The organism is Pontibacterium sp. (assembly GCF_964228735.1).
Taxonomy (GTDB): Bacteria; Pseudomonadota; Gammaproteobacteria; order Pseudomonadales; family Balneatricaceae; genus Pontibacterium.
Window position 1 is genome coordinate 11,976 of sequence record NZ_CAXRBQ010000083.1, and the last position, 24,080, is coordinate 36,055.

The window sequence follows — 24,080 nt, forward strand, 5'->3', positions numbered from 1 at the left end:
AACGAGGCAAGAAAGCTTTATCCATCGCTTCGCTCAGGTACAATAGCGGCTAATTTTTACTCAGCATTATTTAAGAGACCCATATGTCTGATTTCAAAATCGCCCCATCTATTCTGTCTGCTGACTTCGCTCGTCTGGGTGAGGAGGTTGAAAACGTGCTGGCCGCCGGCGCGGACTACGTGCACTTTGATGTGATGGATAACCACTATGTGCCGAACCTCACAATCGGGCCGATGGTGTGTAAGGCGCTGCGTAACTACGGTATCGAAGCACCGATTGATGTACATCTGATGGTGAAGCCGGTTGACCGTATTATCGGCGATTTTGTAGACGCGGGTGCTTCCATCATCACCTTCCATCCGGAGGCCTCTGAACATATTGATCGCTCCCTGGCAATGATCCGAGAGGGCGGTTGCCAGTCTGGTCTGGTATTTAACCCGGCTACGCCGCTGAGCTACCTGGAATACGTGATGGACAAGGTGGATATGGTGCTGCTGATGTCTGTAAACCCGGGGTTTGGTGGTCAGAAGTTTATCCCGGGTACGCTGGATAAACTGCGTCAGGCGCGCGAAATGATTGAGCGCAGCGGTCGTGATATCCGTCTGGAGATCGACGGTGGTGTAGGTATCGGCAATATTCGCGAGATCGCTGAGGCGGGCGCAGATACCTTTGTGGCAGGTTCTGCGATCTTCAATACCGATGATTACAAGGCAACCATCGATAACATGCGTGCCGAGTTGGCTAAAGTAGGCAGCTGATGCGCGAGCTGTTTAACGGTCAGGACCCAAAACTGGTCCTATTTGACCTGGACGGTACGCTGATCGACAGCGTACCGGATTTGGCTGCCGCCGTAGATGTGATGCTAACTGAACTTGGTCGACCGGTAGCAGGGATTGAGCGGGTGCGTCACTGGGTGGGTAACGGTGCTCAGGTTCTGGTACAGCGAGCCCTGACCGGTGAACAGCATCCTGATACCGAGACAATCGATCCAATCCTGTTTGACAGGGCGTTCAGTCTGTTTATGACGGCCTACGGTAACAGTGCCTCTCATGCCAGTACCCTCTATCCGGGTGTGATGGAATGCCTTGAAGGGCTGCAGGTACGTGGCATCAAGCTGGGTGTTGTGACCAACAAGCCGATCCAGTTTACCCACCCCTTGCTGGAAGAGTTTGGGATAGCGCCGTTCTTCTCTGTGGTGCTGGGCGGTGATAGTCTGCCCCAGAAAAAACCGGCTCCGGAACCGCTGTTGCATGCGATGAAACTGATGGCGTGCACACCACAGGAAACCCTGATGGTGGGCGACTCCAAAAGTGATATTGGTGCTGCCCGGGCGGCGGGTTGCCCGGTTGCAGCCGTACCCTATGGTTACAACCACGGTGAGTCGATCTCCAGCTACAACCCGGATCTGGAAGTGGAACAGTTGGATCAGCTCCTCTGACCGTTTTCGATTTATTCCTTCTGATCGTCAAACAGTATACGGCGAGCGCTGTTGGTTACGGCCAGTACCGCCGGATGTCGGATTCGGCGCTCCAGAGAGATCGCGTAGAAGCGTTCACGAATCTCCTCGATTCGGCCAATGCTTTCCACCGAGAACTGACGTTCAATCTGTGGCTCCAGTACGCTGGGGCCGCAGAACACCCCTTTACCCGCCTGCCCGAAGGTGCCCAGCAACGCATGGTCCACACACTCAACGACAATGTTGGGGCGGATATCGTGTCGATCGCACCATTTCTGCAGGCTCGATCCGATCATAGTGTCACCGGTGGGCATTAGCAGCGGTGCGTCCTGCAGCGAGTTAGGGAAATTCTCACGGTACTGCGCTGCCAGCTCTGGCGCCGCAAACAGCGACATGCTGCAGTCACCCAGCAAGTGGTTGTAGGCGCGGATGTTAAAGCCCGCATCCACCGGGCGGTCGGTGAGTACCATGTCCACCCTGTGGGTCGCCAAATCGGCCAGCAGGGTTTCCATGCTACCTTCACGGCACTCCAGTCGCACCGGCTCATCCAGCTCCAAGGCCGGTTCCAGCAGGCGGTAGGCGGCCAGTTTTGGCAGTACATCTGCAATCCCTACGCTGAATAAACGTACTGGTAGGCCCGGATTGCGCAGTTGCTCCTGCAATGCTTCGCCCATGGAGAAGATCTGCTCGGCGTAGTCCAGTGCCTGTTTACCAGCTTCAGTGAGGATCAGCTTGCGCCCCTCTTTTTGCAGCAGCTCAACACCCAGAGTGTGCTCAAGCTGCTTGAGTTGGCCGGAGATGGTCTGTGGGGTCAGGTTCAGCTTTTCGCAGGCGCGAACGATGGAGCCCTCTTGGGCCACAACCATGAAATAACGTAAGTGCTTGAAATTCAGGTGATGAATCATGATTCGAAAAAACCGAAGTAAAACTGTATTAATTTCGAGTTTTTTTGTTTAAGCGGCTGAGTATACTGGAATCATTAAATGAGTTCTCCCCCCGATAGTCTGGCTGCTGGGACTGAAAATGACAGCAGGCTCTTATCACAATGCTAAAATTATATACCCCGGCTAGCCGGGGTTTTTTTTTAGGAGTGATTATGCAAATTGTGGAACGCTTCCTTAAGCTGGAGTCCGCGAGTGGCATCATGCTGATAGGGGCGATGGGGTTGGCCATGGTGATGGCGAATACCCCCTTGGACTCATACTACCAGGCATTCCTGGACCTGCCGGTCGAGGTGCGGGTGGGGGCATTGCAGCTGGATAAGCCGCTTTTGCTGTGGATAAACGATGGCCTGATGGCGATCTTCTTTATGTTGGTCGGTCTTGAGGTTAAACGGGAGATCCTCGTTGGACGGTTATCCGAACCTAGCAATGTTGTATTGCCCGTTGTTGCCGCTGTAGGCGGTATGCTGGTACCTGCTCTCTGTTTCACTTATTTTAATTGGGGCGATGATGTCGCGATGCGTGGTTGGGCAATACCCACTGCGACGGACATTGCCTTTGCGCTGGGTGTGCTCTCCCTGCTGGGGAGTCGGGTGCCCATCGCCCTCAAGCTCTTTCTAATGACCCTGGCGATCATCGATGACCTTGGGGCCATCCTTATCATTGCCCTGTTCTACACCACCGAGCTGTCAGCTCTTTCTCTGTATATCGCTGAAGTAACAATTGCGCTGTTGTTTATCATGAACCGTATGGGGGTCATGCGCATAGCGGCTTACATGATAGTGGGTGTGGTGCTTTGGATCAGTGTACTGAAGTCAGGGGTGCATGCGACGCTGGCGGGTGTGGTGTTGGCATTCGCAATTCCATTGACCAATCCCGATAAGCCGACCTTTTCGCCGTTAAAATGGTTGGAGCAACAGCTGCATCCCTGGGTCGCTTTTGCGATCCTGCCGTTCTTTGCGTTTGCGAACGCAGGCGTGCCATTAAGTGCGATCTCACTGGATATGTTATTTACCTCAGCCCCTCTTGGCATAATGGCGGGGCTCTTTGTGGGTAAGCAGGTGGGTGTATTTCTGTTTACCTGGTTGGCAATCATCAGTGGGGTTGCGAAAAAACCTCAAGGAGCGGACTGGAGATCGATTTATGGCGTCTCGTTACTCACGGGTATCGGCTTTACCATGAGCCTGTTTGTTGACTCGCTGGCCTACGAAGGCATGGCGGACCTTTATGGTGGTGCCGACCGCCTGGCAATTCTGCTGGGCTCTTTTGTGTCGGCTGTTACCGGTTATTGGCTGCTAAAAAACACCCTGAAGCACTAACGATCCGAATTCGCGGTTGATTCAGAGGGGTTGCTGCTATATGGTCTCGTTATTGATTTCTTTTGCTGACATTAAGCGATCTACCGTGAATTCATACGAATCTCTGCAGAACTTTGGTGCGCTGCCCCGTTTGCCGTATATCGGTGAGCGATGGCGATGGTGTGCCTGAAACGAGTTTTGTCTTACTCGTTGCAGAGATCGCTGAACTACACACTCTTTCCAGACAGCCGCATTACTACCAGCCGTCTTCTCACTGTCTCAGTGCATCCTGCATCGATCTCACACCAGTACCAGTTTTTCGTCTGAGAGATAAGCATGACACCTGAACTGTTTGCCGAACTGGCAGCCCAGAATTACAACCGTATTCCCGTAGTCCGCGAAGTGCTCGCGGATCTGGATACTCCCCTATCCACCTACACTAAACTGGCCAATGCGCCGTACAGCTACCTGCTGGAGTCTGTTGAGGGTGGTGAGAAATGGGGGCGTTACTCCATCATTGGTTTGCCATGTCGTACCGTACTGAAAGTTTCCGGTTTTGATGTAACCGTAGAGACCGACGGTGCCGTGGTTGAACGTCACCACGTAGAAGATCCATTGGCGTTTGTCGAAGAGTTCCAGAAGCGCTATCGCGTGCCGGATCTGCCGGATCTGCCGCGCTTTAACGGTGGCTTGGTAGGCTACTTTGGTTACGATTGTGTACGCTACGTGGAAAAGCGTCTTCAGAAGAATGTACCGGAAGATGTGATCGGTACCCCGGATATCCTGCTGATGGTATCCGACGAAGTCGTAGTGTTTGATAACCTTAGCGGCAAGCTGGTGCTGATCTGCCTGGCCAACCCGGAATATGACGGTGCCTACGAACTGGCGCAGCAGCGTCTGGATGCGCTGGTTAACCGTCTGCGTTTCAGTGTACCGCTCGAACGCCAGCGTAAAGGCCGCGAAGTGGATGAAAACGAGTTCAAATCCAGCTTCGGTGAGCAGGAGTTTATGGATTCTGTGGATCGCATCAAGGAGTACATCCTCTCCGGTGACGTGATGCAGACGGTCATCTCCCAGCGTATGTCGATCCCGTTTGAGAGCCGTCCGCTGGATCTCTACCGCGCCCTGCGTAGCCTGAACCCATCGCCGTACATGTACGTGCTGCATCTGGATGATTTCCATGTAGTAGGCTCATCGCCGGAAATTCTGGCCCGTGTTGAAGATGGTACCGTCAGCGTACGTCCGATTGCCGGCACCCGTCGTCGTGGCAAAACTGACGAGGAAGATAAGGCGCTGGAGCAGGAGCTGCTGGCGGACCCGAAAGAGATCGCCGAGCACCTGATGCTGATCGACCTGGGGCGTAACGACGTCGGCCGCGTTGCCGAGATCGGTGGCGTTGAGCTGACCGCTAAGATGGTGATAGAACGCTACTCCCACGTAATGCACATCGTCTCTAACGTGAACGGTAAGCTGAAGCCGGACGTGAGTGCGATGGACGTGCTGCGTGCCACATTGCCGGCCGGCACCCTCAGTGGTGCTCCTAAGGTGCGTGCCATGGAGATCATCGACGAGATGGAACCGGTGAAACGTGGTGTGTATGGCGGAGCTGTTGGTTATCTCTCCTGGAACGGCAACATGGATACCGCGATTGCGATCCGTACCGCAGTGATCAAAGACAATACTCTGCATATCCAGGCCGGCGCCGGCGTTGTGGCGGATTCTGTTCCACGTCTGGAATGGAAAGAAACCATGAACAAAGGCCGCGCGATTTTCCGTGCGGTGGCAATGGTCGAAAAAGGTCTGGATAATCTCTGAGTCTCAGCACAGGTAAAAAACAATGTTATTAATGATCGATAACTACGACTCCTTCACCTACAACGTAGTGCAGTATCTGGGTGAGCTGGGTGCTGAGGTTGAAGTGCATCGTAACGACGAAATCACCATCGAAGAAGTCGAGGCGAAGCAGCCTGAACATCTGGTGATCTCCCCGGGCCCTTGTACGCCGAATGAAGCGGGTATCTCCGTTGAGGCGATCAACCACTTCGGCGGTAAGCTGCCGCTGTTTGGTATCTGCCTGGGGCACCAGAGTATCGGCCAGGCCTTTGGCGGAAAGATCGTGCGTGCCAAAGAGGTGATGCACGGTAAAACCTCCCCGGTGTATCACAACAACACCGGTGTATTTGAGGGGCTGGCGAATCCGGTGGAAGTGACCCGATACCACTCGTTGGTGATCGACCAGGAAACCCTGCCGGAGTGCCTGGAAGTAACTGCCTGGACGCAGAATGAAGATGGCAGCATCGATGAGATCATGGGTGTGCGTCACAAGGAGCTGGACATCGAAGGTGTACAGTTCCACCCGGAATCGATCCTGACCGAGCAGGGCCATGACCTGCTGGCTAACTTCCTGAAACGAAAAAAATAACAGGTTGGACACGTAGCATGGATATTAAACAAGCACTGGCTGCGGCGGTTGAGCGTCGTGACCTGACCTCAGATGAAATGAAAGCGGTGATGCGTCAGATCATGACCGGTGAAGCGACCGAAGCGCAGATCGGCGGATTCCTGATCGCCATGCGCATGAAGGGCGAAACCGTGGATGAGATCAGCGCAGCGGCTGCGGTGATGCGTGAGCTGGCGGTGCCGGTATCGATCCAGGCTGAAAACGCGGTCGATATTGTGGGTACCGGCGGTGACGGTTCCAACCTGTTCAACGTTTCCAGCGCGTCCTCCTTTGTAGTGGCCGCTGCAGGCGGTAACGTAGCCAAGCACGGTAACCGTTCTGTATCTTCCAGCTCCGGTGCAGCGGACCTATTGGAAACTGCAGGTGTGAACCTGGAACTGAATCCTGAGCAGGTAGCGCGCTGCATCGATGAGATCGGCGTCGGCTTTATGTTTGCGCCGCAACACCATAGCGCAATGAAGTACGCGATTGGTCCACGTAAAGAGATGGCGCTGCGTACCCTGTTCAATGTGCTGGGTCCACTGACCAACCCGGCGGGTGCCAAACACTACCTGTTGGGTGTGTTTGACGGGGCTCTGTGCCGCCCGTTGGCGGAAGCGCTGAAAGCGCTGGGAGCTAAACATGCGCTGGTGGTTCATGCCGAAGACGGTCTGGATGAGATCAGTCTGGCAGGTCAGACCCAGGTGGCAGAGCTGAAAAACGGTGAAGTGACCGAATACACCCTGACTCCGGAAGATGCGGGTATCGAACGCCAGAGCCTGGACGGCCTGCAGGTACACAGCTCAGACGAGAGCCTTGCGGTGATTCGCGCTGCCTTTGCCGGTGAAAATGCCAAGGCGATCGATATGATCTCTCTGAATGCCGGTGCCGCGATCTACGCGGCTGATCTGGCAGATAGCCTGAAAGCGGGTGTGGCCAAAGCGAAAGATACAATCCTCTCCGGTGCCGCAGCGGCAAAAGTAGAGGAACTGGCGCAGTTCAGCCAGGGATTTAAAGGTTAAGTGATGTCTGATACACCAACGATTCTGAAGAAGATTCTGGCACGTAAAGCGGAAGAAGTGGCGGAGCGTTCTGCCAAGGTTTCCATCGACGACCTGAAAGCGCAGATCGAAGCGCAGAAAGGCGGAGACACCGATCCACGTGGATTTGTTGACAGCATGGCACGTGCCATCGCTGAAGGCCGATCTGCAGTGATCGCGGAAGCGAAGAAAGCGAGCCCATCCAAAGGTGTGATTCGCGAAAACTTCATCCCGGCAGAGATCGCACAGTCCTACGAAGCGGGTGGCGCAAGCTGCCTGTCCGTGCTGACCGATGCGGATTACTTCAAAGGCTCTGAAGAGTACCTGCAGCAGGCGCGTGCAGCCTGCTCCCTGCCGGTGATCCGCAAAGATTTTATCGTCGATCCGTATCAGGTATACGAAGCCCGTGCCATCGGTGCGGACTGCATTCTGCTGATTGTGGCGGCGCTGGAAGATCAGCAGATGGCCGAGCTGAACACGTTGGCGCATGAGCTGGGTATGGACGTGCTGGTGGAAGTGCACAACGGCGAAGAGCTGGAGCGTGCGCTGCCGCTGGGTAACCGCCTGATCGGTATCAACAACCGCGACCTGCACACCTTCAACCTGTCGCTGGATCACACTTTTGAGCTGCTGGATCGCATTCCGGAAGACACCATTGTGGTGACGGAAAGTGGCATCCACACCCAAGATGATGTGGCGGCGATGCGCGAACGTGATGTTCACAGCTTCCTGGTGGGTGAAGCCTTTATGCGCGCTGAAGACCCGGGCAGCAAGCTCAAAGAGCTGTTCGAATAAGATAATAAAGATAGCGACTCAGGCCTGCACCGTCAGGCCGGTTCTTTGCTGGAGACGACCAACGTGGATATGAGTGCAAAAGTTAAGTGGGACGGTGATGTGCGTTTTCAGGGCACAACCGGTTCCGGTTTTGATGTAATGATCGACGGCGAGCTGAAACAGGGCCCGCGTCCGATGGAGCTGATGCTGTTGGGCCTGGGTGGCTGCACCAGCTACGACGTGGTGGGTATCCTGAAAAAGACCCGTCAGGACGTGGTGGATTGCGTGGCTGAGATCGATGCTAAGCGTTCCGACGAGATCCCTGCGGTATTCACCGACATCCACATTAAGTTTGTGGTGAGCGGCCGTAAGCTGAAAGAGAATCACGTCGCGCGCGCGGTGAAGCTGTCTGCTGACGAGTACTGCTCTGCATCCCTGATGTTGGAGCGTGGTGGTGTCAACATCACCCACAGCTACGAGATTGTTGAGGTCGAATAATCAACGCACCTCTGATCTCTGAATGATTAATACGGGCTGCCCCTAAACGGGTGGCCCGTTTTTCGTTTTGAACCCTGCGAATAGCCTCACAGTCTGATAGATAGATCAGGAAAGTATTGCCCTGGAGTCTGTATTCCCGTCACCGGGGTGTCGCTGACCCTAGCTGCCCCGGCCTCAAATTAGAGGAGGCACTGTAATGATCAGAGCTTTGGGGTTGTTAGTGATGAATTTGGGTTTGGTTGGCTGTGCGTCAATCAGCAAAGACAGCTGTGTTGCTGGAAACTGGTATGACGTCGGCTTACGGGATGGTGCCAACGGCTTCTCTGCCGAGCGGCGCTTTGAACATGAAAAATCCTGTGACAAACACGGTGTGCCCGTTCAGGTTCAGGTGGATGAATACCTCAAAGGACAGGAGGCGGGTGTTCGACTCTACTGCACGCCTGAAAACGGCTATCAATTGGGACTGCAGATCGACTATTACCGTGATGTCTGTCCGGCGGATATGAAGGCTGCCTTTGAGCGGGCCTATAACCTCGGACGACAAGAGGCACGACTGCGTTGTCTGTGGGATTTTCATCATTATTCCGCCTACCATCGATATGGCGATCACCATGGTTATCACTGGCGGCCACGTTATCGTTACTCCGCGCTCGATTGTTTCTGAGTAAACAGTAATGCCGGTTGATGTCGGGCCTGACTGAGCGTATAATGCCGCGTCCTTAAATATTAACCTCCTTGCTTTCGGAGCCATTTAGGCAGTCACCCGAAGGCTATTAACCCGTAAGGAGCTGAAATGCGTCATTACGAAATCGTATTCCTGGTTCACCCGAACCAGAGCGAACAGGTTCCGGCAATGATCGAGCGTTACACTGGTGTTATCACTGGTGCTGACGGTCAGATTCACCGTCTGGAAGACTGGGGCCGTCGTCACCTGGCTTACCCAATCAACAACGCTCACAAAGCACACTACGTTCTGATGAACGTTGAGTGTTCTCAGGAAGCGCTGGACGAACTGGAAAACCTGTTCCGTTACAACGATGCTGTGCTGCGTAGCATGGTTATTCGTCGTAAAGAAGCCATCACTGAAGTGTCTCCAATCAAAGCTGCAGAAGCACGTGAAGAGCGTAAGCCTCGTCGTGACGAGAAGCCTGCTGCTGAAGCAAAACAGGAAGCACCAGCTGAAGCTAAATCTGAAGAAGCTTCTGCTGAGTAATCACCTGACATCATTCTGAGGAGAGACCAAAATGGCTCGTTTTTTCCGTCGTCGTAAGTTCTGTCGTTTCACCGCTGAAGGTGTTCAGGAGATCGATTACAAAGATCTGGACACCCTGAAAGGTTACGTTACCGAAACCGGTAAAATCGTACCTAGCCGCATCACTGGCACTAAAGCTCGCTACCAGCGTCAGCTGGCTACTGCGATCAAGCGCGCGCGTTTCATCGCTCTGCTGCCATACACTGACGGCCACAAGTAAGCTGTGAAATAAACTGCCAGTGATTGGCAGAGAACTGACAAAGAGGTTTCCGAGATGGAAGTAATCCTGCTCGAAAAAATTGGTAAGCTGGGTAACCTGGGTGACAAGGTTTCCGTAAAAGCTGGTTACGGCCGTAACTTCCTGGTTCCACAGGGTAAAGCTGTTCCTGCTACCGAAGCTAACGTTGCTAAATTCGAAGAGCGTCGTGCTGAGCTGGAAGCTGCTGCTGCAGAAGCTCTGGCAGCTGCTAACGCTCGTGCTGAAGCACTGAACGAGAAAGAAGTTACTATCGTTTCCAAAGCTGGTGACGAAGGTAAGCTGTTCGGTTCTATCGGTACTAAAGACATCGCTGACGCGATCACTGCTGCTGGTGCAGAAGTTGAGAAGAGCGAAGTACGTCTGCCAGAAGGCGCTCTGCGTCACACTGGTGAGTTCGAAATCGCTATCCAGCTGCACCCAGAAGTAACGGCAACTATCAAGCTGGCTATCGTCGCTGAATAATTGCTGTTAGCGTTCTACTGAAAAAGCACCGTATGGGTTCGCGCCCGGCGGTGCTTTTTTTGTTTTCATGGAGTCCGTAAAATAGGCCGCAACGGGCTGCATCGCTCCCTCTTTTCAGCCATACTGGGCTGATTCTTCCGTTTGTACCAACTGAGTTATCCTCCTTTACCGAGAGTCTATGGATTACGCTGAACAGAGCCAGGATGAACTGGCAGAGATTAAAGTCCCTCCACACTCGATAGAAGCAGAGCAATCCGTATTGGGTGGTCTGATGCTGGATAACAACGCCTGGGATACGGTGGCGGAGACAGTGGTAGAGGATAACTTCTACCGCCACGACCACCGTCTGGTGTTCCGCACGATGACCAAGCTGATGAACAACGGGCAGCCACTCGACGTGGTGACGTTGTCGGAAGAGCTGGATCGGATAGGTGAGTTGGACAACGCCGGTGGCCTGGAATACCTGGTTGACCTGGCACGTAACACGCCAAGCGCTTCCAATATTCGTGCATACGGCGAAATTGTGCGTGATCGAGCATTGCTGCGTAAGATGATTGGCGCCGCCAATGAGATTGCCGAGAGTGCGTTTAATCCCGAGGGTCGTGCATCCGACGAAATACTGAACGAGGCTGAAGCCAAGATCTTCCAGATCGCGGAAGATCGCCCAACCGAGGGTGGCCCGCTGGATATCAATCCACTGCTGAAAAAAGCGGTGGACCGTATCGATTACCTGTTTAACAACGACAGCGATATGACCGGTGTAACCACCGGCTTTGACGATCTGGACGGCAAGACAGCCGGTTTGCAGCCGTCTGACCTGATCATTGTGGCAGCGCGTCCATCGATGGGTAAAACCACCTTTGCCATGAACCTGGTGGAGAACGCCCTGATGGCGACCAACCGCCCGGTATTGGTATTCAGTTTGGAGATGCCCGCGGATCAGCTGGTAACGCGTATGCTGTCTTCCCTGGGGCGTATCGACCAAACCCGTATCCGTACCGGTAAGCTGGAAGATGAGGATTGGCCAAAGCTGACTACCGCCGTCAACATCATGCGTGACAAACCGTTGTTTATCGATGATACGGCCGGTATCAGCCCGAACGAGATGCGTACTCGCGCCCGCCGTATCGTTCGTGAGCACGGCGATATCGCCATGATCATGGTCGACTATCTGCAGCTGATGCGTATCAAGACTGGCAACATCGAGGGCCGTACCGCAGAGATTTCCGAGATCTCGCGTTCCCTGAAAGCACTGGCGAAGGAGCTGGAGTGCCCGGTGGTGGCGCTGTCGCAGCTGAACCGTTCCCTGGAGCAACGTCCCAACAAACGTCCGGTAAACTCCGACCTGCGTGAATCCGGTGCGATCGAGCAGGACGCCGACGTGATCATGTTCATCTACCGTGATGAGGTCTACAACGAAGACTCACCGGATAAGGGCGTGGCCGAGATCATTATCGGTAAGCAGCGTAACGGTCCAATTGGTACCAGCCGTCTGGCGTTTATCGGTAAGTACACCAAGTTTGAGAACCTTGCGCCGGATGTGTATGCCCAGTACGCGGGCATGGACGACTAACCCATCAGTGATATAAAAAGGCTGCCCGTTGTGAGCAGCCTTTTTTGTGCCTGTTGGTTTTCAGTCTTAGGTCGCAATCTTAAATTGCTGCACCAGGTTTCTGAGGCTCAGTGCCATCTGTGACAGTTCACCGGTGGATACCGCAATCTGCTGGGCACCGTTATTGGTATCCTCACTGGCCTGATGGATCTCGGTGACCGAGCTGTTGATCTGTTCGGCCACAACACTTTGCTCTTCTGAAGCACTGGCAATCTGCAGGTTCATCTCGGTAATCGAGGATACCGCGCGTTCGATGGTAATCAGCGCACTGCTGGCTTTACGGGCCATCTCTACACTCTCTTCCACCTTCTTCTCGCCAAGCTCCATGGCGGTGACGGAGTTTTTCGATTCCTGCTGCAGTGATGTGATCAGTTGGTGGATGGTGGTGATCGAATCCTGCGTACGGCTGGCCAGTGTACGTACCTCGTCCGCTACGACTGCAAATCCTCGACCCTGCTCTCCGGCGCGGGCGGCTTCTATCGCCGCGTTGAGGGCGAGCAGGTTGGTCTGATCGGCGATATCGGTGATAACTTCCAGAATCGAACCTACGTTTGCAGTCTGCTCATCCAGGCGGGTAATCGCTTCCTTGGTGCTGGCAATATCGTCCGAAAGGGAGGAGATCATGCCGTTGACGTTGTCGATCACCTTCAGTCCCTCTTTGGTTTCCATGTCCGCCGAGGAGGTAGAGGTCGCAGCCAGTTGGGCGCTCTGGGCAATCTCGCCCACAGTGGCTGACATCTCATGCACAGCTGCAGCTGTCTGATTGAGGTTGTTCCGCTGGGATTCCATACACGTAGCCGTATCCGTGGTGATGGACGACATACCTGAGGTGGCTTTGTTGAGTTGCTCCGCTGCGGAGGAGATATGCGAGACCGTGTCCAGCAATTGTGCGGCCATATGTTTCATCGCTGTGAGCAACTGACCGGTTTCATCCCGCCCGGTGCTGTCGATCTGCACCGTCAGGTCGCCCTGAGCCAGGCGCTCCGCTGCAGATACCGCCGAACGCAAAGGACGTGTGATGGAGCGGGTCAGGGCAATACCCATAATCAGACCGAAGATCACTGAGATCAGTGAGAGTATGATCATTCCCTGTAACGCTTCCTGTTCGTCATGGGAAACGGTTTCCATGGCGTGTTCGGTCATCTTTTCCACACCTTTTAGCAAGGTTGTAAGATGATGATCGATCTCGGTTTGAGCTTCCTCAAGTTCCAGAACTTGTGTATTGGAAACCTGCTGCCCACTTTCAAGTACGGCCAGAAGGGCTTCGACTTTCTGTTCGTAAACGTGATGTTCTTCCTCGATCGCAAACAGGTCCTTTTCCAGTTGAATAAGCTCTTTCTCTTGTTGTTCGGAAATCGCGTGTGTTTTGGCGACAGCAATGATCTCCTCACCCTGCTTGATCTCCTTGTCGATCACTTCTGCAAGCTGGGTGATATTTTTATGGAGGTGGCTGATGTTGTCCGTATCCCGACCGGCGCCTGCGCTACGCATCGCTTTTTCGATCAGGATCGCTTTTTCCAGCTGTTTAATGGTGACATCGGAGACAAGTTCGATAAGGGGCATATCCTCCTTGGAAATGGTCTCCATCTCCTGACCAACCAAGGTGATTTTATAGATGCCAAATACGGACGTGATGACCAGAAGGCTGAGAAGCAGCGCAACTATAAAGCCAATTTTGACTGCGAAACTGAAGTCCTGAACTGCACGCACCATAATCCTTCGTCCCTATGCATGAGTAGATTGAACAAATATTGGTCAGGTATTGTGTCGTGTCAAATTCTTGAATGAATTTTCTGTTGTTTTTTGTAGTGAGACATTCTGTCGCGAAGGTAAAAAAGAACCTCTATCTGCGCAGCCTGGCTCTAGAAAATGAAGGTTATGTTAGGATGCGCGGCATCTGTAACTATGCAGCAGTGGGCTAGGTTGAGTGATGGGAAAAAAGTTTCTGTATGTTGTTGGAATGGCCGTGCTGTTGAGTGCCTGCTCACCTATACCTGATCTGCCCGGACCGATCGGGATTCCGGGCATCTGAATATGAGCTATAAGCAAAAAGGCCGAAGTGTTCACTTCGGCCTTTTTTGTTGTACAGCGCTGATCAGGTTTCCTTTTCCATCTTGGCGCGGAAGCCTTCCGGAACGGTGATCACTTTGCGCTGGTCATAATCAAAGAACACGATGCCGGTTTTGGCGTGGGCGACTTCGACCGCCGTTTTCTTGTTGGAGAGTAAGTAGAAGATATCACAGCCGTATTTGTTGAAATCACCAACCGTAACGCTGATCTGTACATTATCGCCGTAGAAACCCTCTGACTTATACACAATGGCAGAGTCGGTCATGATAATGCCTGCACCTTCTACATCCAGCTCGTTGTAGTGGTAGTTCGCCAGAAATTGCACACGAGCTTCGTGAATCATCGACAGTACGGCATCGTTGCTGAGATGACCGCCGTAGTTGATGTCGCTGATACGGATCGGCAGGTCTGTGGTAAAGGTGTAATGCTCTGGCATATCGATCTTAATGCGTGCCATGATAATTCCCTGTTAAATCAAACATCAGTGTTGTTGATGTTATTCGAAGAGACGGTGTGGGTAAATGAATCCCTACAGGCAATGGATCTTTCCGCGCTTGCTGGATTGGGCATCCGGCAAGATGGACAAGGAACGTACCGAATTGATCGCCCAGGCTCAAGGGCAGGTACTGGAGTTAGGATCGGGTACGGGCGCCAACTTTAAGTTTTATTCCGACAAACTGAACACCTTATGGGCGTTGGAGCCGGAAACCCCGCTAATGACGCGGGCGGAACAGGTGCGCCAGCAACTTTCTAAAGAGCAAGCAAAAAAAATCCAACTGATCTGTGGTGATGGTCATCACTTGCCGTTTGCAGAGAACAGCTTGGATACGGTGATCTGCTGTCTGGTGCTGTGTACCGTGCCTGATCCGGGACGGATGCTGGCCGAGGTGCATCGGGTGCTCAAGCCAGAGGGGCAGTTATTGGTATTTGAGCATGTAGCAGCAAACACAGAATCACCGCGCTTACAGGGGTGGCAAAACCGTCTGAATCCGATCTGGCGGAAGTTTGCCTGTGGCTGTGAACTGAACCGGCCGACCCGCAAAACCATTGAGCAGGCCGGATTTCGGTTTGAACAGATTCGGGATGAGCGCCACCCGGATTATCCACGCATTGTTTCGCCGATTATCCTGGGGGTGGCTCATCCTATCCCGCTGGAAGAGACTGAAGATTAGCCGCGGTATTCGCGGATGCTCTCCACCATGCCGGAGCTCAACTGGGCCAGATCGGCATCGCTCATCACGTACGGTGGCATGACATACACCAGTTTGCCGAATGGGCGGATCCACAGGCCTCGCTCAATAAACAGCTTCTGGATCTCGGCAGTTTCTACGGGCTCTTTCATCTCAATCACACCAATCGCGCCCAGGCAGCGCACATCGGCAACACTCTGCAGCTTCTTGGCTGGGGCAAGACCGGACTTCAGACCGGCTTCGATGCGGTTGACGGCACTTTGCCAATCCATCTCCAGCAACAAACCCAAACTGGCGTTGGCCACCGAGCATGCCAGCGGATTGCCCATAAACGTTGGGCCGTGCATAAAGCAACCGGCACCACCCTTGGAGATGGTTTCGCCGATATGGGAGGTGGTTAGGGTGGCAGCCAGCGTCATATATCCACCGGTGATCGCTTTACCCAGGCAGAGGATATCCGGCACGATACCCGCGTGTTCGCAGGCGAACAGCTTGCCGCTGCGGCCAAAACCGGTGGCAATTTCATCGGCAATCAGCAGCACATCGTATTGGTCGCACAGGGCACGGGCACGTTTCAGATAGTCTGGAGAGTAGAAGCGCATACCACCTGCACCCTGTACCACAGGTTCCAGAATCAGTGCCGCAATCTCGTTGTGATGCTGCTCCAGCAGTTGGGCCAGCTCGGCAATATCACTTTCATCCCAAGGCTCATCAAAGCCGATCTGCGGTGCCGGTGCGAAAAAGTGCTGGGGTAGCACGCCGGTAAAGATCTCGTGCATGCCGTTTACAGGGTCACAGGCCGACATCGCTCCGAAGGTGTCGCCGTGGTAACCGTTGCGGATGGTGATCAGCTTGTGTTTGCTGGCTCGTCCGCGGGCGTGCCAGTACTGGATTGCCATCTTCAGTGCCACTTCCACCGAAACCGAACCTGAGTCGGCAATGAAGACCTTGTCCAGCGGTTCCGGTGTCATCGTAACCAGTTTGCGGCTCAGCTCGATCGCCGGTTCGTGGGTGAGCCCTCCAAACATCACGTGGGACATCTTGTCGATCTGGCTATGCGCCGCTTCGTTCAGTACCGGGTTGTTATAGCCGTGGATCACCGACCACCAGGACGCCATACCGTCTATCAGCTCCCGGCCATCACTCAGCGTCAAACGTACCCCTTCCGCAGATACCACAGGATACATTGGTGGTGGATTTACCATGGAGGAGTAAGGGTGCCAGATGTGCTGCTGGTCGAACGCCAGCTGTTCAGGAGTGATCTCGGCCATAACGTGCGGAATTCTCAAAGCTGAATAATAAACGGGCTCCCATTAGAGCCCGCTTTTCTATCCGCTTCAAGGGATCTGCATCAATCCGGCTTGAACACGCCACCGCTGCGTACCGCCTTAAAGGTTTTGAACAGCAGCAGGGCAATCACCAGGCTGGCCACCACCAGAGAGACCCAGGACAGTAGGCCAAAAAAGCTGGAGCCGGTTTTGAGATACATCGTCTGAATTGCGATAGAGGACGCTGCCAGTGGGAACGAGTAGGCCCACCAGGAGAGGAAGAACGGAATCCGACGAAAACGTTCTAACTGAGTAAACAGCAGCAAAACCAGGAACATCGCAGAATAGAATAGGATGCGCGCGAAACCGTCGATCTCACCAGCGTTCAGCTTAGTGTAGGAGATAAAACCGACAGCCGGTGGTGCGATCAGGATAAACAGGGTTGGCAGCAGTTTTTCCGGCAGCGGGTCGTGGAACAGGACGCGGTTAAAGATCAGTGTCTTCAGGACGATCCAATAAACGATACCAATACTGAAGAAGAACCAGCTCAGTTCGACAAAACCATGGGTAACACCGGCAATAGGCACAATGATGTTGCCGACCACAGGAATAAACCACGCCGGTGTACTATGTTGAATCTGAAATTTTGGATGATGAATCCACTGGGTGATCACATGCAGGGTAAAACCTAGGTGCATCACACAGCCTACCGCCCACAGATACAGGGATAGATCTGCCGATACTTGTACTGTTGCCACACTCAGCAAAAGCAGTGAAATGGAAAATGCAGGAAAAAAACTAATTTTTATCGGATGATGAAATTCTTTCAGGCTCATTTCAGGAAAGCGCAGTATCTTGAGCACGTACCCAAGACACACGGCCAGAAAGAGACAGGCAACCAGAATCAACATGACCTGACTCACCAGAGCCGGAAGCTGCAATACTTCAGCAGCTTTCTGCCAGGCCAAAGTGAGGCCGGTCGTTCCCATAATCATTGCAAAGAATGCGATCGGGAAATGTTGAAGCTTTGACGAAGCAGGAGAGGATGAAGTGGCAGTATCAGCCATTTATAGTCTCCAAGTTAAATTAGAATGATCTAATATATTAATTCAGTCAAAGCGCAAGGCCAAGGGAAAAAGAATTTAATTCATCTACCCGGACAGTCCGGATGGGTGACAGGAGATCGGAAAAGCGGGTAGATGATGTCAGCGCTTTTCCACTGCCAACCACAGGATGTGATCGGCAATTTGAATAAGAAACGAAACCAATAATTGTTAAAACTTCTACTACGAGAAGAATGAGGGTGAAAACAATGGCTACTACTAAATCTACTCTGAAACCTGTTGTTGCTGCAGTTGGTCTGGCGCTGGTTGCGGGTGTTGCGACGGCGACAACTGCAAACGCTGCTGCTAACCCATTCGCGGCTGCTGAACTGGACTCCGGTTACGCGCAGGTACAGCTGGCTGATAACCACGGTGCGAAGAAAACTGAAGAAGGCAAATGCGGCGAAGGTAAGTGCGGCGGCGAGAAGTCTTCTTCCGAAGGTAAGTGCGGTGAAGGTAAATGTGGCGGCGAAAAGTCTTCTTCCGAAGGTAAATGCGGTGAAGGCAAGTGCGGCGGCGACAAAGCATCTTCCGAAGGTAAGTGTGGTGAAGGTAAGTGCGGCGGCGACAAAGCGTCTTCCGAAGGCAAGTGCGGTGAAGGCAAATGTGGCGGCGAGAAAAAGCCTACCGAAGGTAAATGTGGTGAAGGTAAATGCGGTGGTAAGAGCTAATCAGCACTTCTACCTGTAACACCCCAGGGCTTCGGATTTCGAAGCCCTGTTTTTAGCAAGGCGTGAGGAAAGGACAGATGAGAGAGCAAGGTTATCCGGTAACAGGCGCAGGTGTCGGTTACCGCCGATGCATGGCAGATACGCTACCAGACGTGGATCCATCACGGATCGATTTTCTGGAAGTAGCACCGGAAAACTGGATTGGCTTGGGCGGTCGCTTTGGTAAGAAGTTCCGTGAGGCGGCGGAGCGTTACCCGGTAATGACCCACGGTTTGTCCCTCTCGTTGGGTGGCCCTTCACCCCTGGATCTGGATTTTCTGAACCGCCTGAAAGTGTTCATGAAAGAGCACAACATCCGCGGTTACTCAGAACACCTGAGTTACTGCACCGATGACGGACATCTCTACGACCTGATGCCGATTCCTTTTACTGAGGAGGCTGTGCACTACGTGGCCCAGCGTATCCGGCAGACACAGGACGTGCTGGAGCAGAAGATTGCGGTTGAAAACGTCTCTTTTTACGCCGCGCCAAGCCATGAAATGACGGAACTGGAGTTCCTGCTGGCGGTGCTGGACGAGGCGGACTGTGACCTGCTTTTGGATGTGAACAATATCTATGTAAACAGCATTAACCACAAATACAACGCTGAGGAGTTTCTGGCGGCGATGCCGGCCGATCGCATCATGTACATCCATGTTGCCGGTCACTACAACGAAGCGGAAGACCTGATTGTCGATACCCACGGTGCCGACGTGGTCGATCCGGTTTGGAAACTGCTGCAGCAGGCATACGACCAGTTTGGTGCGGTGCCAACCCTGCTGGAACGTGACTTCAACATCCCTCCGATGGCGGAGTTGTTGCAGGAAGTGGATCAGATTCGTGGTTATCAACAGGCCTGGAGGGAGCGCAATGACCGCACCGTCGCATAACAAAGACGATTTCCAGGCGTTGCAATATGGCTTTGCGGCCCATATCCGCAACCCGGAAGCCAACGCGGCACCGGCGGGTATCGAAGAGCGCCGGATGCAGATCTATCGTGAGCTGTTTTACAACAACGTGGAAGGTTTCCTGGCGGGCAACTTTCCGGTGTATAAGGCGATCTCCAGCGACGAATACTGGCATCGCACGGTGCGTGATTTCTTTGACAAGCACCGCTGCCACACGCCGTATTTCCTTGAGATTGGCCAGGAATTTATCGAATACGTCAATGGCGACCGTGCGCCGGACGAAGAGGATCAGCCCTTTATGCGGGAGCTGCTCCATTACGAATGGGTTGAGCTGGCGCTCGATAGCTCGGAAGTGGACCTGCCTGTTGAAGGGGTAGATCCGAACGGGGATCTATTGGCGGGCCACCCGGTACAGTCTCCTTTGGCATGGTCTTTGGCGTATCAGTATCGCGTGCACTGTATATGCAGTGAATATCTGCCACAGGAGCCGGGCGACCAGCCAACCTACCTGATTGCCTACCGCAATCGGGAGGATGCGGTGCAGTTTATGGAGATCAATCCGGTAACTGCCCGTTTGCTCTACCTGCTAGCCGAATCTGAAGAGCTGACCGGTCAGCAGGCGCTGGAGCAGATAGCACAAGAGTTGCAGCACCCACAGCCGGAACAGGTTGTGGCCGGTGGACTGCAAACATTAGAACAGTTGCGTGCCAACGGGGTCATCCTCGGTACGCTGGTCTAAAAGCTTAATTGTGGCCGTGCTTGCGGCCATCAGGGTGAACTAAAGCTGTATCAGTTATTGATCGGCGGCGTGAATAAGAGTGAAGGATTTGAGGAGCTGACACATGGCTAACGCACTTATAAATACCTATAACAAAGTGCACGACGTGCTGGACTATACCCGTCAAATGGACGGTCTGGCGCCGCTATTGCTGCGCTTATATCTGGCACCGGTACTGATGCAGGCAGGTTACAACAAGCTGTCCCACTTTGAAGATACGGCTGCATGGTTTGGTAACCCGGAATGGGGTCTGGGCCTGCCGATGCCGGAAGTGATGGCTGCACTGGCAGCGGGTACCGAATTCTTCGGTGGTTTGGCGCTGATCATCGGCTTTGCAACCCGCTGGATCTCCATCCCGCTGATGGTGACCATGTTGGTGGCCGCACTGACTGTACACTGGGAAAACGGCTGGCTGGCGATCTCCGATGCGAGCAGCTGGCTGGCAAATGACCGTGTAATGGAAGCGGCGGAGCGTCTGGATCGTGTGAAATCTATCCTGCGTGAAAACGGGAACTATAGTTGGTTGACCGGTCGAGGCTCTGTGGTGATCCTGAACAACGGCATTGAGTTTGCGGCAACCTACTTCATCATGTTGCTGGCGCTGTTCTTCACCGGTGGTGGTCGCTACTTCAGTGTGGATTACTGGCTGGCGAAGAAATTCCGCCCGCAGGCTGTAGAATCCTGATCAGCAGATCGCAACAGTAAAAAGGGTGCCTTGATAGCACCCTTTTTTGTGTCTGGTTTAACGCGCTGGAATCACAGGCTGCGTTCCAAATCCTGCAGCTGCTGGCGCAATGCGTCGGCCTCCGCATCATCTTTCTTCAGGGCTTCGACCATCTCTTCAATAACAGGTGCGCAGCTGTGGCTCGCGCCAAGCAATTGCTGCCAGAGTTTCTCCAGATCGGAGTCAGGTTCTTCACGCAGGCTTTTTTCGTCCTGCAGACACTGCAGATAGTTGTTCAGGTAGGTGCCGCTGACAGCGCCTTTTTCCAACAGCTTCTGCGACAGCTCACCGATCCAGCGCTCGGTTTCACCCCATTGCGGTTCACTTTCCGCCAGTGCAATTGGGGCGTTCAGTACGGTCGCCAGAGAGAATACCAGCAGGGAGTGAGACAGTTTGCGCACGGGAAGTACCTTAGTTATAGCGATAGTAAGCAGGGTAATTGGGTTTGCCTGAACCTGCCATGAATTGTTCGCGAGTAGGTGCCGGTGTCTGCTGGCCTCAGGCCATCGCGTAGCCGCCTTTGTTGAGTTCTTTGCCTTTGTAGAGGGCTTTGTCGGCCCGTGCAATCAGTGTTTCCAGGGTGTCGCCTGGTTTTAGCTGACTGAGACCGATGGTGCAGTGAACCCGGTCGCTGCGCTGTTGCAGGCGTGCGCGGATGCGTTTGGCGATTGTTGTGGCGCCTTTCAGGTCACAGTACGGCAGGAATAGCAGGAATTCGTCACCGCCCCAACGCCCAGCGATATCGTCATCGCGCACAATATCGTTCAGGGTCTGGCCGACCAGGCGCAGCACGGAGTCACCAAAGGGGTGGCCAAAGGTGTCGTTGAGCTCTTTGAAGTGATCCAGATCGATCACCAGCATAACGCCGGGGATTTCGTGACGGTGGCAGTTGGCGATACGTTTGCGCATCAGTTCACTCAGACCGTGGCGGTTGTATACCTTGGTGAGTGCATCAAACAGGGCCATTTCGGTCAGCTGGGCCTCACGCTTTTGCAGCTGGGTCACCAGTTTGTGACGGCTCAGAACGCGGTCGATGCGTACCAGCAGTTCCTCTTCGGAGAACGGTTTACTGACAAAGTCGTCGGCGCCGAGGTGAAAGGCCAGTAAACGCCGGGATGGATCGTTAAAACCGGTCAGTGCAATCACCGGCAGATTGTTGATCGTGGGGCGTTTATGGTGACGGATGTTGTGCAACAGCTCCAGGCCGGTGTGTTTCTCGTCCAGCAACAGGTCGGTAATGATCAGATCAAACTCTTTGTACTCCAGTACATCCAGTGCATCCGAGTAGGTCTGGTGCCACTCCACCGACATACCACGCTGCTCCAGCATAGATGTAACCAGTTGGCCATTGGTGGGGCTGTCTTCAACCAGCAGCACATTATCTGCAAAGCGGTAATCACTTTTGCGCAGCAGACGGATGATGCCGTTCACCAGCTGTTCGGGCTGGTGGCGGTCTAGTACATCGGTAATGCCCTGAGAGACCGCTTCCTTTACGAAGTTGAAGTCATAGTCGTAGGCGATCAGCAGTACCGGGGTGAACTGGTACTTGGGCATGGCACGGATATGTTTGAGCAGCGGCAGATAGTCATCAGGCTGGATATAGCGGGCCAGGGTGATCAGATCATACTGGTGCTCTTCCAGTGCTTTCAGAGTTTCGTATCCATTGGTGCAGCTGTCGAGTTCACAGCCGATAGGCTGAACCTGACTTTTCAGCAGCTGGTGGAATGCGCGGTTGGGATCTACTGCTAGGATACGCATCTACTCGCTTCCTGTATGACTATTTGAGTATCGGTCCTTCATGCTCAGCGAGGACACCTAATAAAGACCATTGGTCTTTTGGCTAGGTTCCCGTGCTAACGATCGATTCAACGTATATTTGATCGTTCGTTATTTGCCAGCGTATATCGAAGTTATGAAGTTTTACACCATAAACGCGTTCTGAATCGTTTTTCTTGTAGGCCGGACGAGGGTCACAGCTGAGAATATCGCAGATCTGTTCGGTCAGGGATGATCCGCTGTTTTGCTCGTACAACTCACATACGGTTTTGGCCTCGGGTGAAAATACCACGGGCAGATCGAGTTTCTCAATTTTGTCCGCTACCGCAAACTCTGCATCTTCGATCACGTCGGAGTAAGGCAGGTAAGGTTTGATATCCAGGATTGGTGTGCCATCCAGCAGGTCGGCACCGCGTACATCCAGAAATACCTTGTTGCCTTCTACCCGCACCGCTTCCAATTTTACCGGTGATAGGCCCACCGGATTGGGACGGAACGGTGAGCGGGTGGCAAATACCCCCAGTTTTTTATTACCGCCCAGACGAGGCGGGCGCACCAGCGGGCTCCAGCCTTTATCAACACACTCGCTGAAGACAAAGATCAGCCAGATATGGCTGGCCTGCTCCAAACCACGTACCGCTTCGGCGGAGGCGAATTCAGGCAACAGTTCGATGGTGGAGATAATGCTGTTGGCCAGACCGGGCTGACGGGGGATGCCAAATTTTTCTTTGAACGCGCTGCGGACAACGGCAATCGGCTGCAGGTTAAGTGAGTCGATCACGGAGATTTCCTGTGAGTTGTTGAGCCGTTGATTATATCAAACCGCTGATGCCATCAAACAACAGCTTGGCACCTGCCAGGGCCAGCAGTCCGTAACAGAACTTGTAGAACCAGCGCTCATCCATGCGGTGGTGCAGAAAACTGCCTATATACACACCCAGCGGAGCCAGCGGTGCCAGCACCAATGCAGTCAGCAGCGTATCGACCGTAAACTGGCCCAGCCAGAAGTAGGGCACCAACTTGATGTAGTTCACGGTGGTGAAGAAGATCACCGTGGTGCCGACGAATGCGGTTTTATCCAGTTTCAGGGGGAGTAGGTAGATATTGAGTGGCGCGCCACCGGCATGGACACCAAAACTGGTAAAACCACCGATCACACCCCAGAAACTGCCGCGCCATACACTGCGTGGTTTTGCTTCATCCTTGCCTTTACCACGCAGATGGTTGAGCACAAAGGCCATAGCAACTATGCCGATCATCAGCTTGATCTGTGCTTCGTTCAGGTAGTGGAAGCTGAAGGTGCCCAGCAAAATGCCCAGCAGGGCCGCGGGCAACAGACTTGACAGGTGGCTCCAATCGGCGAACTTTCGAAAACGGATCACCCCAAAGACATCCATCAGGCAGAGGATCGGCAGCATGATGGCAGCTGCTTGGACCGGTGAGATCACAAAGGACATCATCGGTACGGCCAACAACCCCAAACCACCACCAAAGCCGCCCTTGGATATACCGGTAATCAGC

27 protein-coding genes are annotated in these 24,080 nt (G+C 53.5%); 18 read left to right on the top strand and 9 right to left on the bottom strand.

From position 1 onward, the window contains the following. Positions 1-83 precede the first annotated feature (83 nt). A complete protein-coding gene (gene rpe, locus ACEQ15_RS09135) occupies positions 84-758 on the top strand; it encodes a ribulose-phosphate 3-epimerase (protein WP_370278835.1) in 675 nt (224 codons plus the stop codon). After that, a complete protein-coding gene (locus ACEQ15_RS09140) occupies positions 758-1,438 on the top strand; it encodes a phosphoglycolate phosphatase (RefSeq protein ID WP_370278836.1) in 681 nt (226 codons plus the stop codon). Before rpe ends, ACEQ15_RS09140 begins: the two co-directional genes overlap by 1 nt. Positions 1,439-1,449: 11 nt before the next feature. Here ACEQ15_RS09140 and nhaR read toward each other — a convergent pair whose 3' ends face one another. Beyond that, positions 1,450-2,361 (bottom strand): transcriptional activator NhaR, encoded by a 912-nt coding sequence (gene nhaR / locus ACEQ15_RS09145; protein WP_370278837.1) that lies wholly within the window; start codon positions 2,359-2,361, stop codon positions 1,450-1,452. A gap of 191 nt (positions 2,362-2,552) precedes the next feature. Here nhaR and nhaA point away from each other — a divergent pair, with 191 nt between their 5' ends. From nhaA to dnaB, 11 genes are all read left to right on the top strand, one after another. Then, on the top strand, positions 2,553-3,716 hold the full coding sequence (gene nhaA, locus ACEQ15_RS09150; protein ID WP_370278839.1) for a Na+/H+ antiporter NhaA: 1,164 nt from the start codon (positions 2,553-2,555) through the stop codon (positions 3,714-3,716). Positions 3,717-4,031: 315 nt separating this feature from the next. Next, on the top strand, positions 4,032-5,510 hold the full coding sequence (gene trpE / locus ACEQ15_RS09155) for an anthranilate synthase component I (protein ID WP_370278841.1): 1,479 nt from the start codon (positions 4,032-4,034) through the stop codon (positions 5,508-5,510). 22 nt (positions 5,511-5,532) lie between these two features. Continuing rightward, positions 5,533-6,117: an aminodeoxychorismate/anthranilate synthase component II gene (locus ACEQ15_RS09160; protein WP_370278842.1), complete on the top strand. Its 585-nt coding sequence runs from the start codon at positions 5,533-5,535 to the stop codon at positions 6,115-6,117. A gap of 17 nt (positions 6,118-6,134) precedes the next feature. After that, entirely contained in the window at positions 6,135-7,157 is a 1,023-nt protein-coding gene (gene trpD, locus ACEQ15_RS09165) for an anthranilate phosphoribosyltransferase (protein WP_370278843.1), read from the top strand. A gap of 3 nt (positions 7,158-7,160) precedes the next feature. Beyond that, on the top strand, positions 7,161-7,970 hold the full coding sequence (trpC, locus tag ACEQ15_RS09170) for an indole-3-glycerol phosphate synthase TrpC (protein WP_370278844.1): 810 nt from the start codon (positions 7,161-7,163) through the stop codon (positions 7,968-7,970). A 69-nt stretch (positions 7,971-8,039) separates the two neighbouring features. Further along, positions 8,040-8,447, top strand: a complete 408-nt coding sequence (locus ACEQ15_RS09175) for an OsmC family protein (RefSeq protein ID WP_370278862.1) — start codon at positions 8,040-8,042, stop codon at positions 8,445-8,447. A 196-nt stretch (positions 8,448-8,643) separates the two neighbouring features. Continuing rightward, positions 8,644-9,111 carry a DUF2799 domain-containing protein gene (locus ACEQ15_RS09180; RefSeq protein ID WP_370278846.1) on the top strand — a complete coding sequence of 156 codons (468 nt, stop codon included), beginning with the start codon at positions 8,644-8,646 and terminating at the stop codon, positions 9,109-9,111. Positions 9,112-9,240: 129 nt separating this feature from the next. Next, a complete protein-coding gene (gene rpsF, locus ACEQ15_RS09185; RefSeq protein ID WP_370278847.1) occupies positions 9,241-9,660 on the top strand; it encodes a 30S ribosomal protein S6 in 420 nt (139 codons plus the stop codon). A gap of 31 nt (positions 9,661-9,691) precedes the next feature. Next, positions 9,692-9,919, top strand: a complete 228-nt coding sequence (rpsR, locus tag ACEQ15_RS09190) for a 30S ribosomal protein S18 (RefSeq protein ID WP_193952017.1) — start codon at positions 9,692-9,694, stop codon at positions 9,917-9,919. A 54-nt stretch (positions 9,920-9,973) separates the two neighbouring features. After that, entirely contained in the window at positions 9,974-10,420 is a 447-nt protein-coding gene (gene rplI / locus ACEQ15_RS09195; protein ID WP_370278848.1) for a 50S ribosomal protein L9, read from the top strand. Positions 10,421-10,598: 178 nt separating this feature from the next. After that, positions 10,599-11,993 (top strand): replicative DNA helicase, encoded by a 1,395-nt coding sequence (dnaB, locus tag ACEQ15_RS09200; RefSeq protein ID WP_282350074.1) that lies wholly within the window; start codon positions 10,599-10,601, stop codon positions 11,991-11,993. A gap of 66 nt (positions 11,994-12,059) precedes the next feature. Here the strand turns inward: dnaB and ACEQ15_RS09205 are convergent, their stop codons facing one another. Together ACEQ15_RS09205 and ACEQ15_RS09210 are read right to left on the bottom strand one after the other, a co-directional pair. Beyond that, positions 12,060-13,745 carry a methyl-accepting chemotaxis protein gene (locus ACEQ15_RS09205; protein ID WP_370278849.1) on the bottom strand — a complete coding sequence of 562 codons (1,686 nt, stop codon included), beginning with the start codon at positions 13,743-13,745 and terminating at the stop codon, positions 12,060-12,062. A gap of 382 nt (positions 13,746-14,127) precedes the next feature. Further along, entirely contained in the window at positions 14,128-14,559 is a 432-nt protein-coding gene (locus ACEQ15_RS09210) for an acyl-CoA thioesterase (RefSeq protein WP_370278850.1), read from the bottom strand. A gap of 64 nt (positions 14,560-14,623) precedes the next feature. Between ACEQ15_RS09210 and ACEQ15_RS09215 the strand changes: the two genes are divergently transcribed. Beyond that, positions 14,624-15,274: a methyltransferase domain-containing protein gene (locus ACEQ15_RS09215; protein WP_370278851.1), complete on the top strand. Its 651-nt coding sequence runs from the start codon at positions 14,624-14,626 to the stop codon at positions 15,272-15,274. On the opposite strand, the gene bioA is transcribed toward ACEQ15_RS09215, so the two are convergent. Next, positions 15,271-16,563, bottom strand: a complete 1,293-nt coding sequence (bioA, locus tag ACEQ15_RS09220) for an adenosylmethionine--8-amino-7-oxononanoate transaminase (protein WP_370278852.1) — start codon at positions 16,561-16,563, stop codon at positions 15,271-15,273. The two genes, ACEQ15_RS09215 and bioA, sit on opposite strands and share 4 nt — an antisense overlap. Positions 16,564-16,643: 80 nt before the next feature. Next, complete coding sequence (locus tag ACEQ15_RS09225) at positions 16,644-17,627, bottom strand: SLAC1 anion channel family protein (protein ID WP_370278853.1); 984 nt, start codon at positions 17,625-17,627, stop codon at positions 16,644-16,646. A 245-nt stretch (positions 17,628-17,872) separates the two neighbouring features. Between ACEQ15_RS09225 and ACEQ15_RS09230 the strand changes: the two genes are divergently transcribed. The 4 genes from ACEQ15_RS09230 to ACEQ15_RS09245 all read left to right on the top strand — a co-directional run bounded on the left by ACEQ15_RS09230 (position 17,873) and on the right by ACEQ15_RS09245 (position 20,744). Next, positions 17,873-18,334 (top strand): hypothetical protein, encoded by a 462-nt coding sequence (locus ACEQ15_RS09230; RefSeq protein WP_370278854.1) that lies wholly within the window; start codon positions 17,873-17,875, stop codon positions 18,332-18,334. A gap of 77 nt (positions 18,335-18,411) precedes the next feature. After that, positions 18,412-19,263: a DUF692 domain-containing protein gene (locus ACEQ15_RS09235; RefSeq protein ID WP_370278855.1), complete on the top strand. Its 852-nt coding sequence runs from the start codon at positions 18,412-18,414 to the stop codon at positions 19,261-19,263. After that, a complete protein-coding gene (locus tag ACEQ15_RS09240; RefSeq protein ID WP_370278856.1) occupies positions 19,244-20,020 on the top strand; it encodes a DUF2063 domain-containing protein in 777 nt (258 codons plus the stop codon). Before ACEQ15_RS09235 ends, ACEQ15_RS09240 begins: the two co-directional genes overlap by 20 nt. Positions 20,021-20,123: 103 nt before the next feature. Continuing rightward, a complete protein-coding gene (locus ACEQ15_RS09245; RefSeq protein ID WP_370278857.1) occupies positions 20,124-20,744 on the top strand; it encodes a DoxX family protein in 621 nt (206 codons plus the stop codon). A gap of 71 nt (positions 20,745-20,815) precedes the next feature. On the opposite strand, the gene ACEQ15_RS09250 is transcribed toward ACEQ15_RS09245, so the two are convergent. From ACEQ15_RS09250 to ACEQ15_RS09265, 4 genes are all read right to left on the bottom strand, one after another. Then, positions 20,816-21,184, bottom strand: a complete 369-nt coding sequence (locus tag ACEQ15_RS09250) for a hypothetical protein (RefSeq protein ID WP_370278858.1) — start codon at positions 21,182-21,184, stop codon at positions 20,816-20,818. A gap of 97 nt (positions 21,185-21,281) precedes the next feature. After that, entirely contained in the window at positions 21,282-22,541 is a 1,260-nt protein-coding gene (locus tag ACEQ15_RS09255) for a diguanylate cyclase domain-containing protein (RefSeq protein ID WP_370278859.1), read from the bottom strand. A gap of 82 nt (positions 22,542-22,623) precedes the next feature. Continuing rightward, positions 22,624-23,340, bottom strand: coding sequence for a tRNA (N6-threonylcarbamoyladenosine(37)-N6)-methyltransferase TrmO (gene tsaA, locus ACEQ15_RS09260; RefSeq protein WP_370278860.1), 717 nt, complete (start codon positions 23,338-23,340; stop codon positions 22,624-22,626). 31 nt (positions 23,341-23,371) lie between these two features. Further along, the coding region (locus ACEQ15_RS09265; protein ID WP_370278861.1) for a sulfite exporter TauE/SafE family protein at positions 23,372-24,080 on the bottom strand (709 nt) is incomplete at its 5' end.

What these genes read in the sequence shown, in the direction of transcription:
- ACEQ15_RS09240 (WP_370278856.1), top strand. Translation starts at nt 19,244, where the DNA reads ATGACCGCACCGTCGCATAACAAAGACGATTTCCAGGCGTTGCAATAT.
- ACEQ15_RS09175 (WP_370278862.1), top strand. Translation starts at nt 8,040, where the DNA reads ATGAGTGCAAAAGTTAAGTGGGACGGTGATGTGCGTTTTCAGGGCACA.
- trpC (WP_370278844.1), top strand. Translation starts at nt 7,161, where the DNA reads ATGTCTGATACACCAACGATTCTGAAGAAGATTCTGGCACGTAAAGCG.
- nhaA (WP_370278839.1), top strand. Translation starts at nt 2,553, where the DNA reads ATGCAAATTGTGGAACGCTTCCTTAAGCTGGAGTCCGCGAGTGGCATC.
- ACEQ15_RS09140 (WP_370278836.1), top strand. Translation starts at nt 758, where the DNA reads ATGCGCGAGCTGTTTAACGGTCAGGACCCAAAACTGGTCCTATTTGAC.
- rpsF (WP_370278847.1), top strand. Translation starts at nt 9,241, where the DNA reads ATGCGTCATTACGAAATCGTATTCCTGGTTCACCCGAACCAGAGCGAA.
- ACEQ15_RS09160 (WP_370278842.1), top strand. Translation starts at nt 5,533, where the DNA reads ATGTTATTAATGATCGATAACTACGACTCCTTCACCTACAACGTAGTG.
- ACEQ15_RS09230 (WP_370278854.1), top strand. Translation starts at nt 17,873, where the DNA reads ATGGCTACTACTAAATCTACTCTGAAACCTGTTGTTGCTGCAGTTGGT.
- ACEQ15_RS09235 (WP_370278855.1), top strand. Translation starts at nt 18,412, where the DNA reads ATGAGAGAGCAAGGTTATCCGGTAACAGGCGCAGGTGTCGGTTACCGC.
- rplI (WP_370278848.1), top strand. Translation starts at nt 9,974, where the DNA reads ATGGAAGTAATCCTGCTCGAAAAAATTGGTAAGCTGGGTAACCTGGGT.
- ACEQ15_RS09210 (WP_370278850.1), bottom strand. Translation starts at nt 14,559, where the DNA reads ATGGCACGCATTAAGATCGATATGCCAGAGCATTACACCTTTACCACA.
- ACEQ15_RS09245 (WP_370278857.1), top strand. Translation starts at nt 20,124, where the DNA reads ATGGCTAACGCACTTATAAATACCTATAACAAAGTGCACGACGTGCTG.
- ACEQ15_RS09180 (WP_370278846.1), top strand. Translation starts at nt 8,644, where the DNA reads ATGATCAGAGCTTTGGGGTTGTTAGTGATGAATTTGGGTTTGGTTGGC.
- rpe (WP_370278835.1), top strand. Translation starts at nt 84, where the DNA reads ATGTCTGATTTCAAAATCGCCCCATCTATTCTGTCTGCTGACTTCGCT.
- dnaB (WP_282350074.1), top strand. Translation starts at nt 10,599, where the DNA reads ATGGATTACGCTGAACAGAGCCAGGATGAACTGGCAGAGATTAAAGTC.
- rpsR (WP_193952017.1), top strand. Translation starts at nt 9,692, where the DNA reads ATGGCTCGTTTTTTCCGTCGTCGTAAGTTCTGTCGTTTCACCGCTGAA.
- ACEQ15_RS09225 (WP_370278853.1), bottom strand. Translation starts at nt 17,627, where the DNA reads ATGGCTGATACTGCCACTTCATCCTCTCCTGCTTCGTCAAAGCTTCAA.
- ACEQ15_RS09215 (WP_370278851.1), top strand. Translation starts at nt 14,624, where the DNA reads ATGAATCCCTACAGGCAATGGATCTTTCCGCGCTTGCTGGATTGGGCA.
- ACEQ15_RS09205 (WP_370278849.1), bottom strand. Translation starts at nt 13,745, where the DNA reads ATGGTGCGTGCAGTTCAGGACTTCAGTTTCGCAGTCAAAATTGGCTTT.
- trpE (WP_370278841.1), top strand. Translation starts at nt 4,032, where the DNA reads ATGACACCTGAACTGTTTGCCGAACTGGCAGCCCAGAATTACAACCGT.
- nhaR (WP_370278837.1), bottom strand. Translation starts at nt 2,361, where the DNA reads ATGATTCATCACCTGAATTTCAAGCACTTACGTTATTTCATGGTTGTG.
- trpD (WP_370278843.1), top strand. Translation starts at nt 6,135, where the DNA reads ATGGATATTAAACAAGCACTGGCTGCGGCGGTTGAGCGTCGTGACCTG.
- bioA (WP_370278852.1), bottom strand. Translation starts at nt 16,563, where the DNA reads ATGGCCGAGATCACTCCTGAACAGCTGGCGTTCGACCAGCAGCACATC.
- ACEQ15_RS09255 (WP_370278859.1), bottom strand. Translation starts at nt 22,541, where the DNA reads ATGCGTATCCTAGCAGTAGATCCCAACCGCGCATTCCACCAGCTGCTG.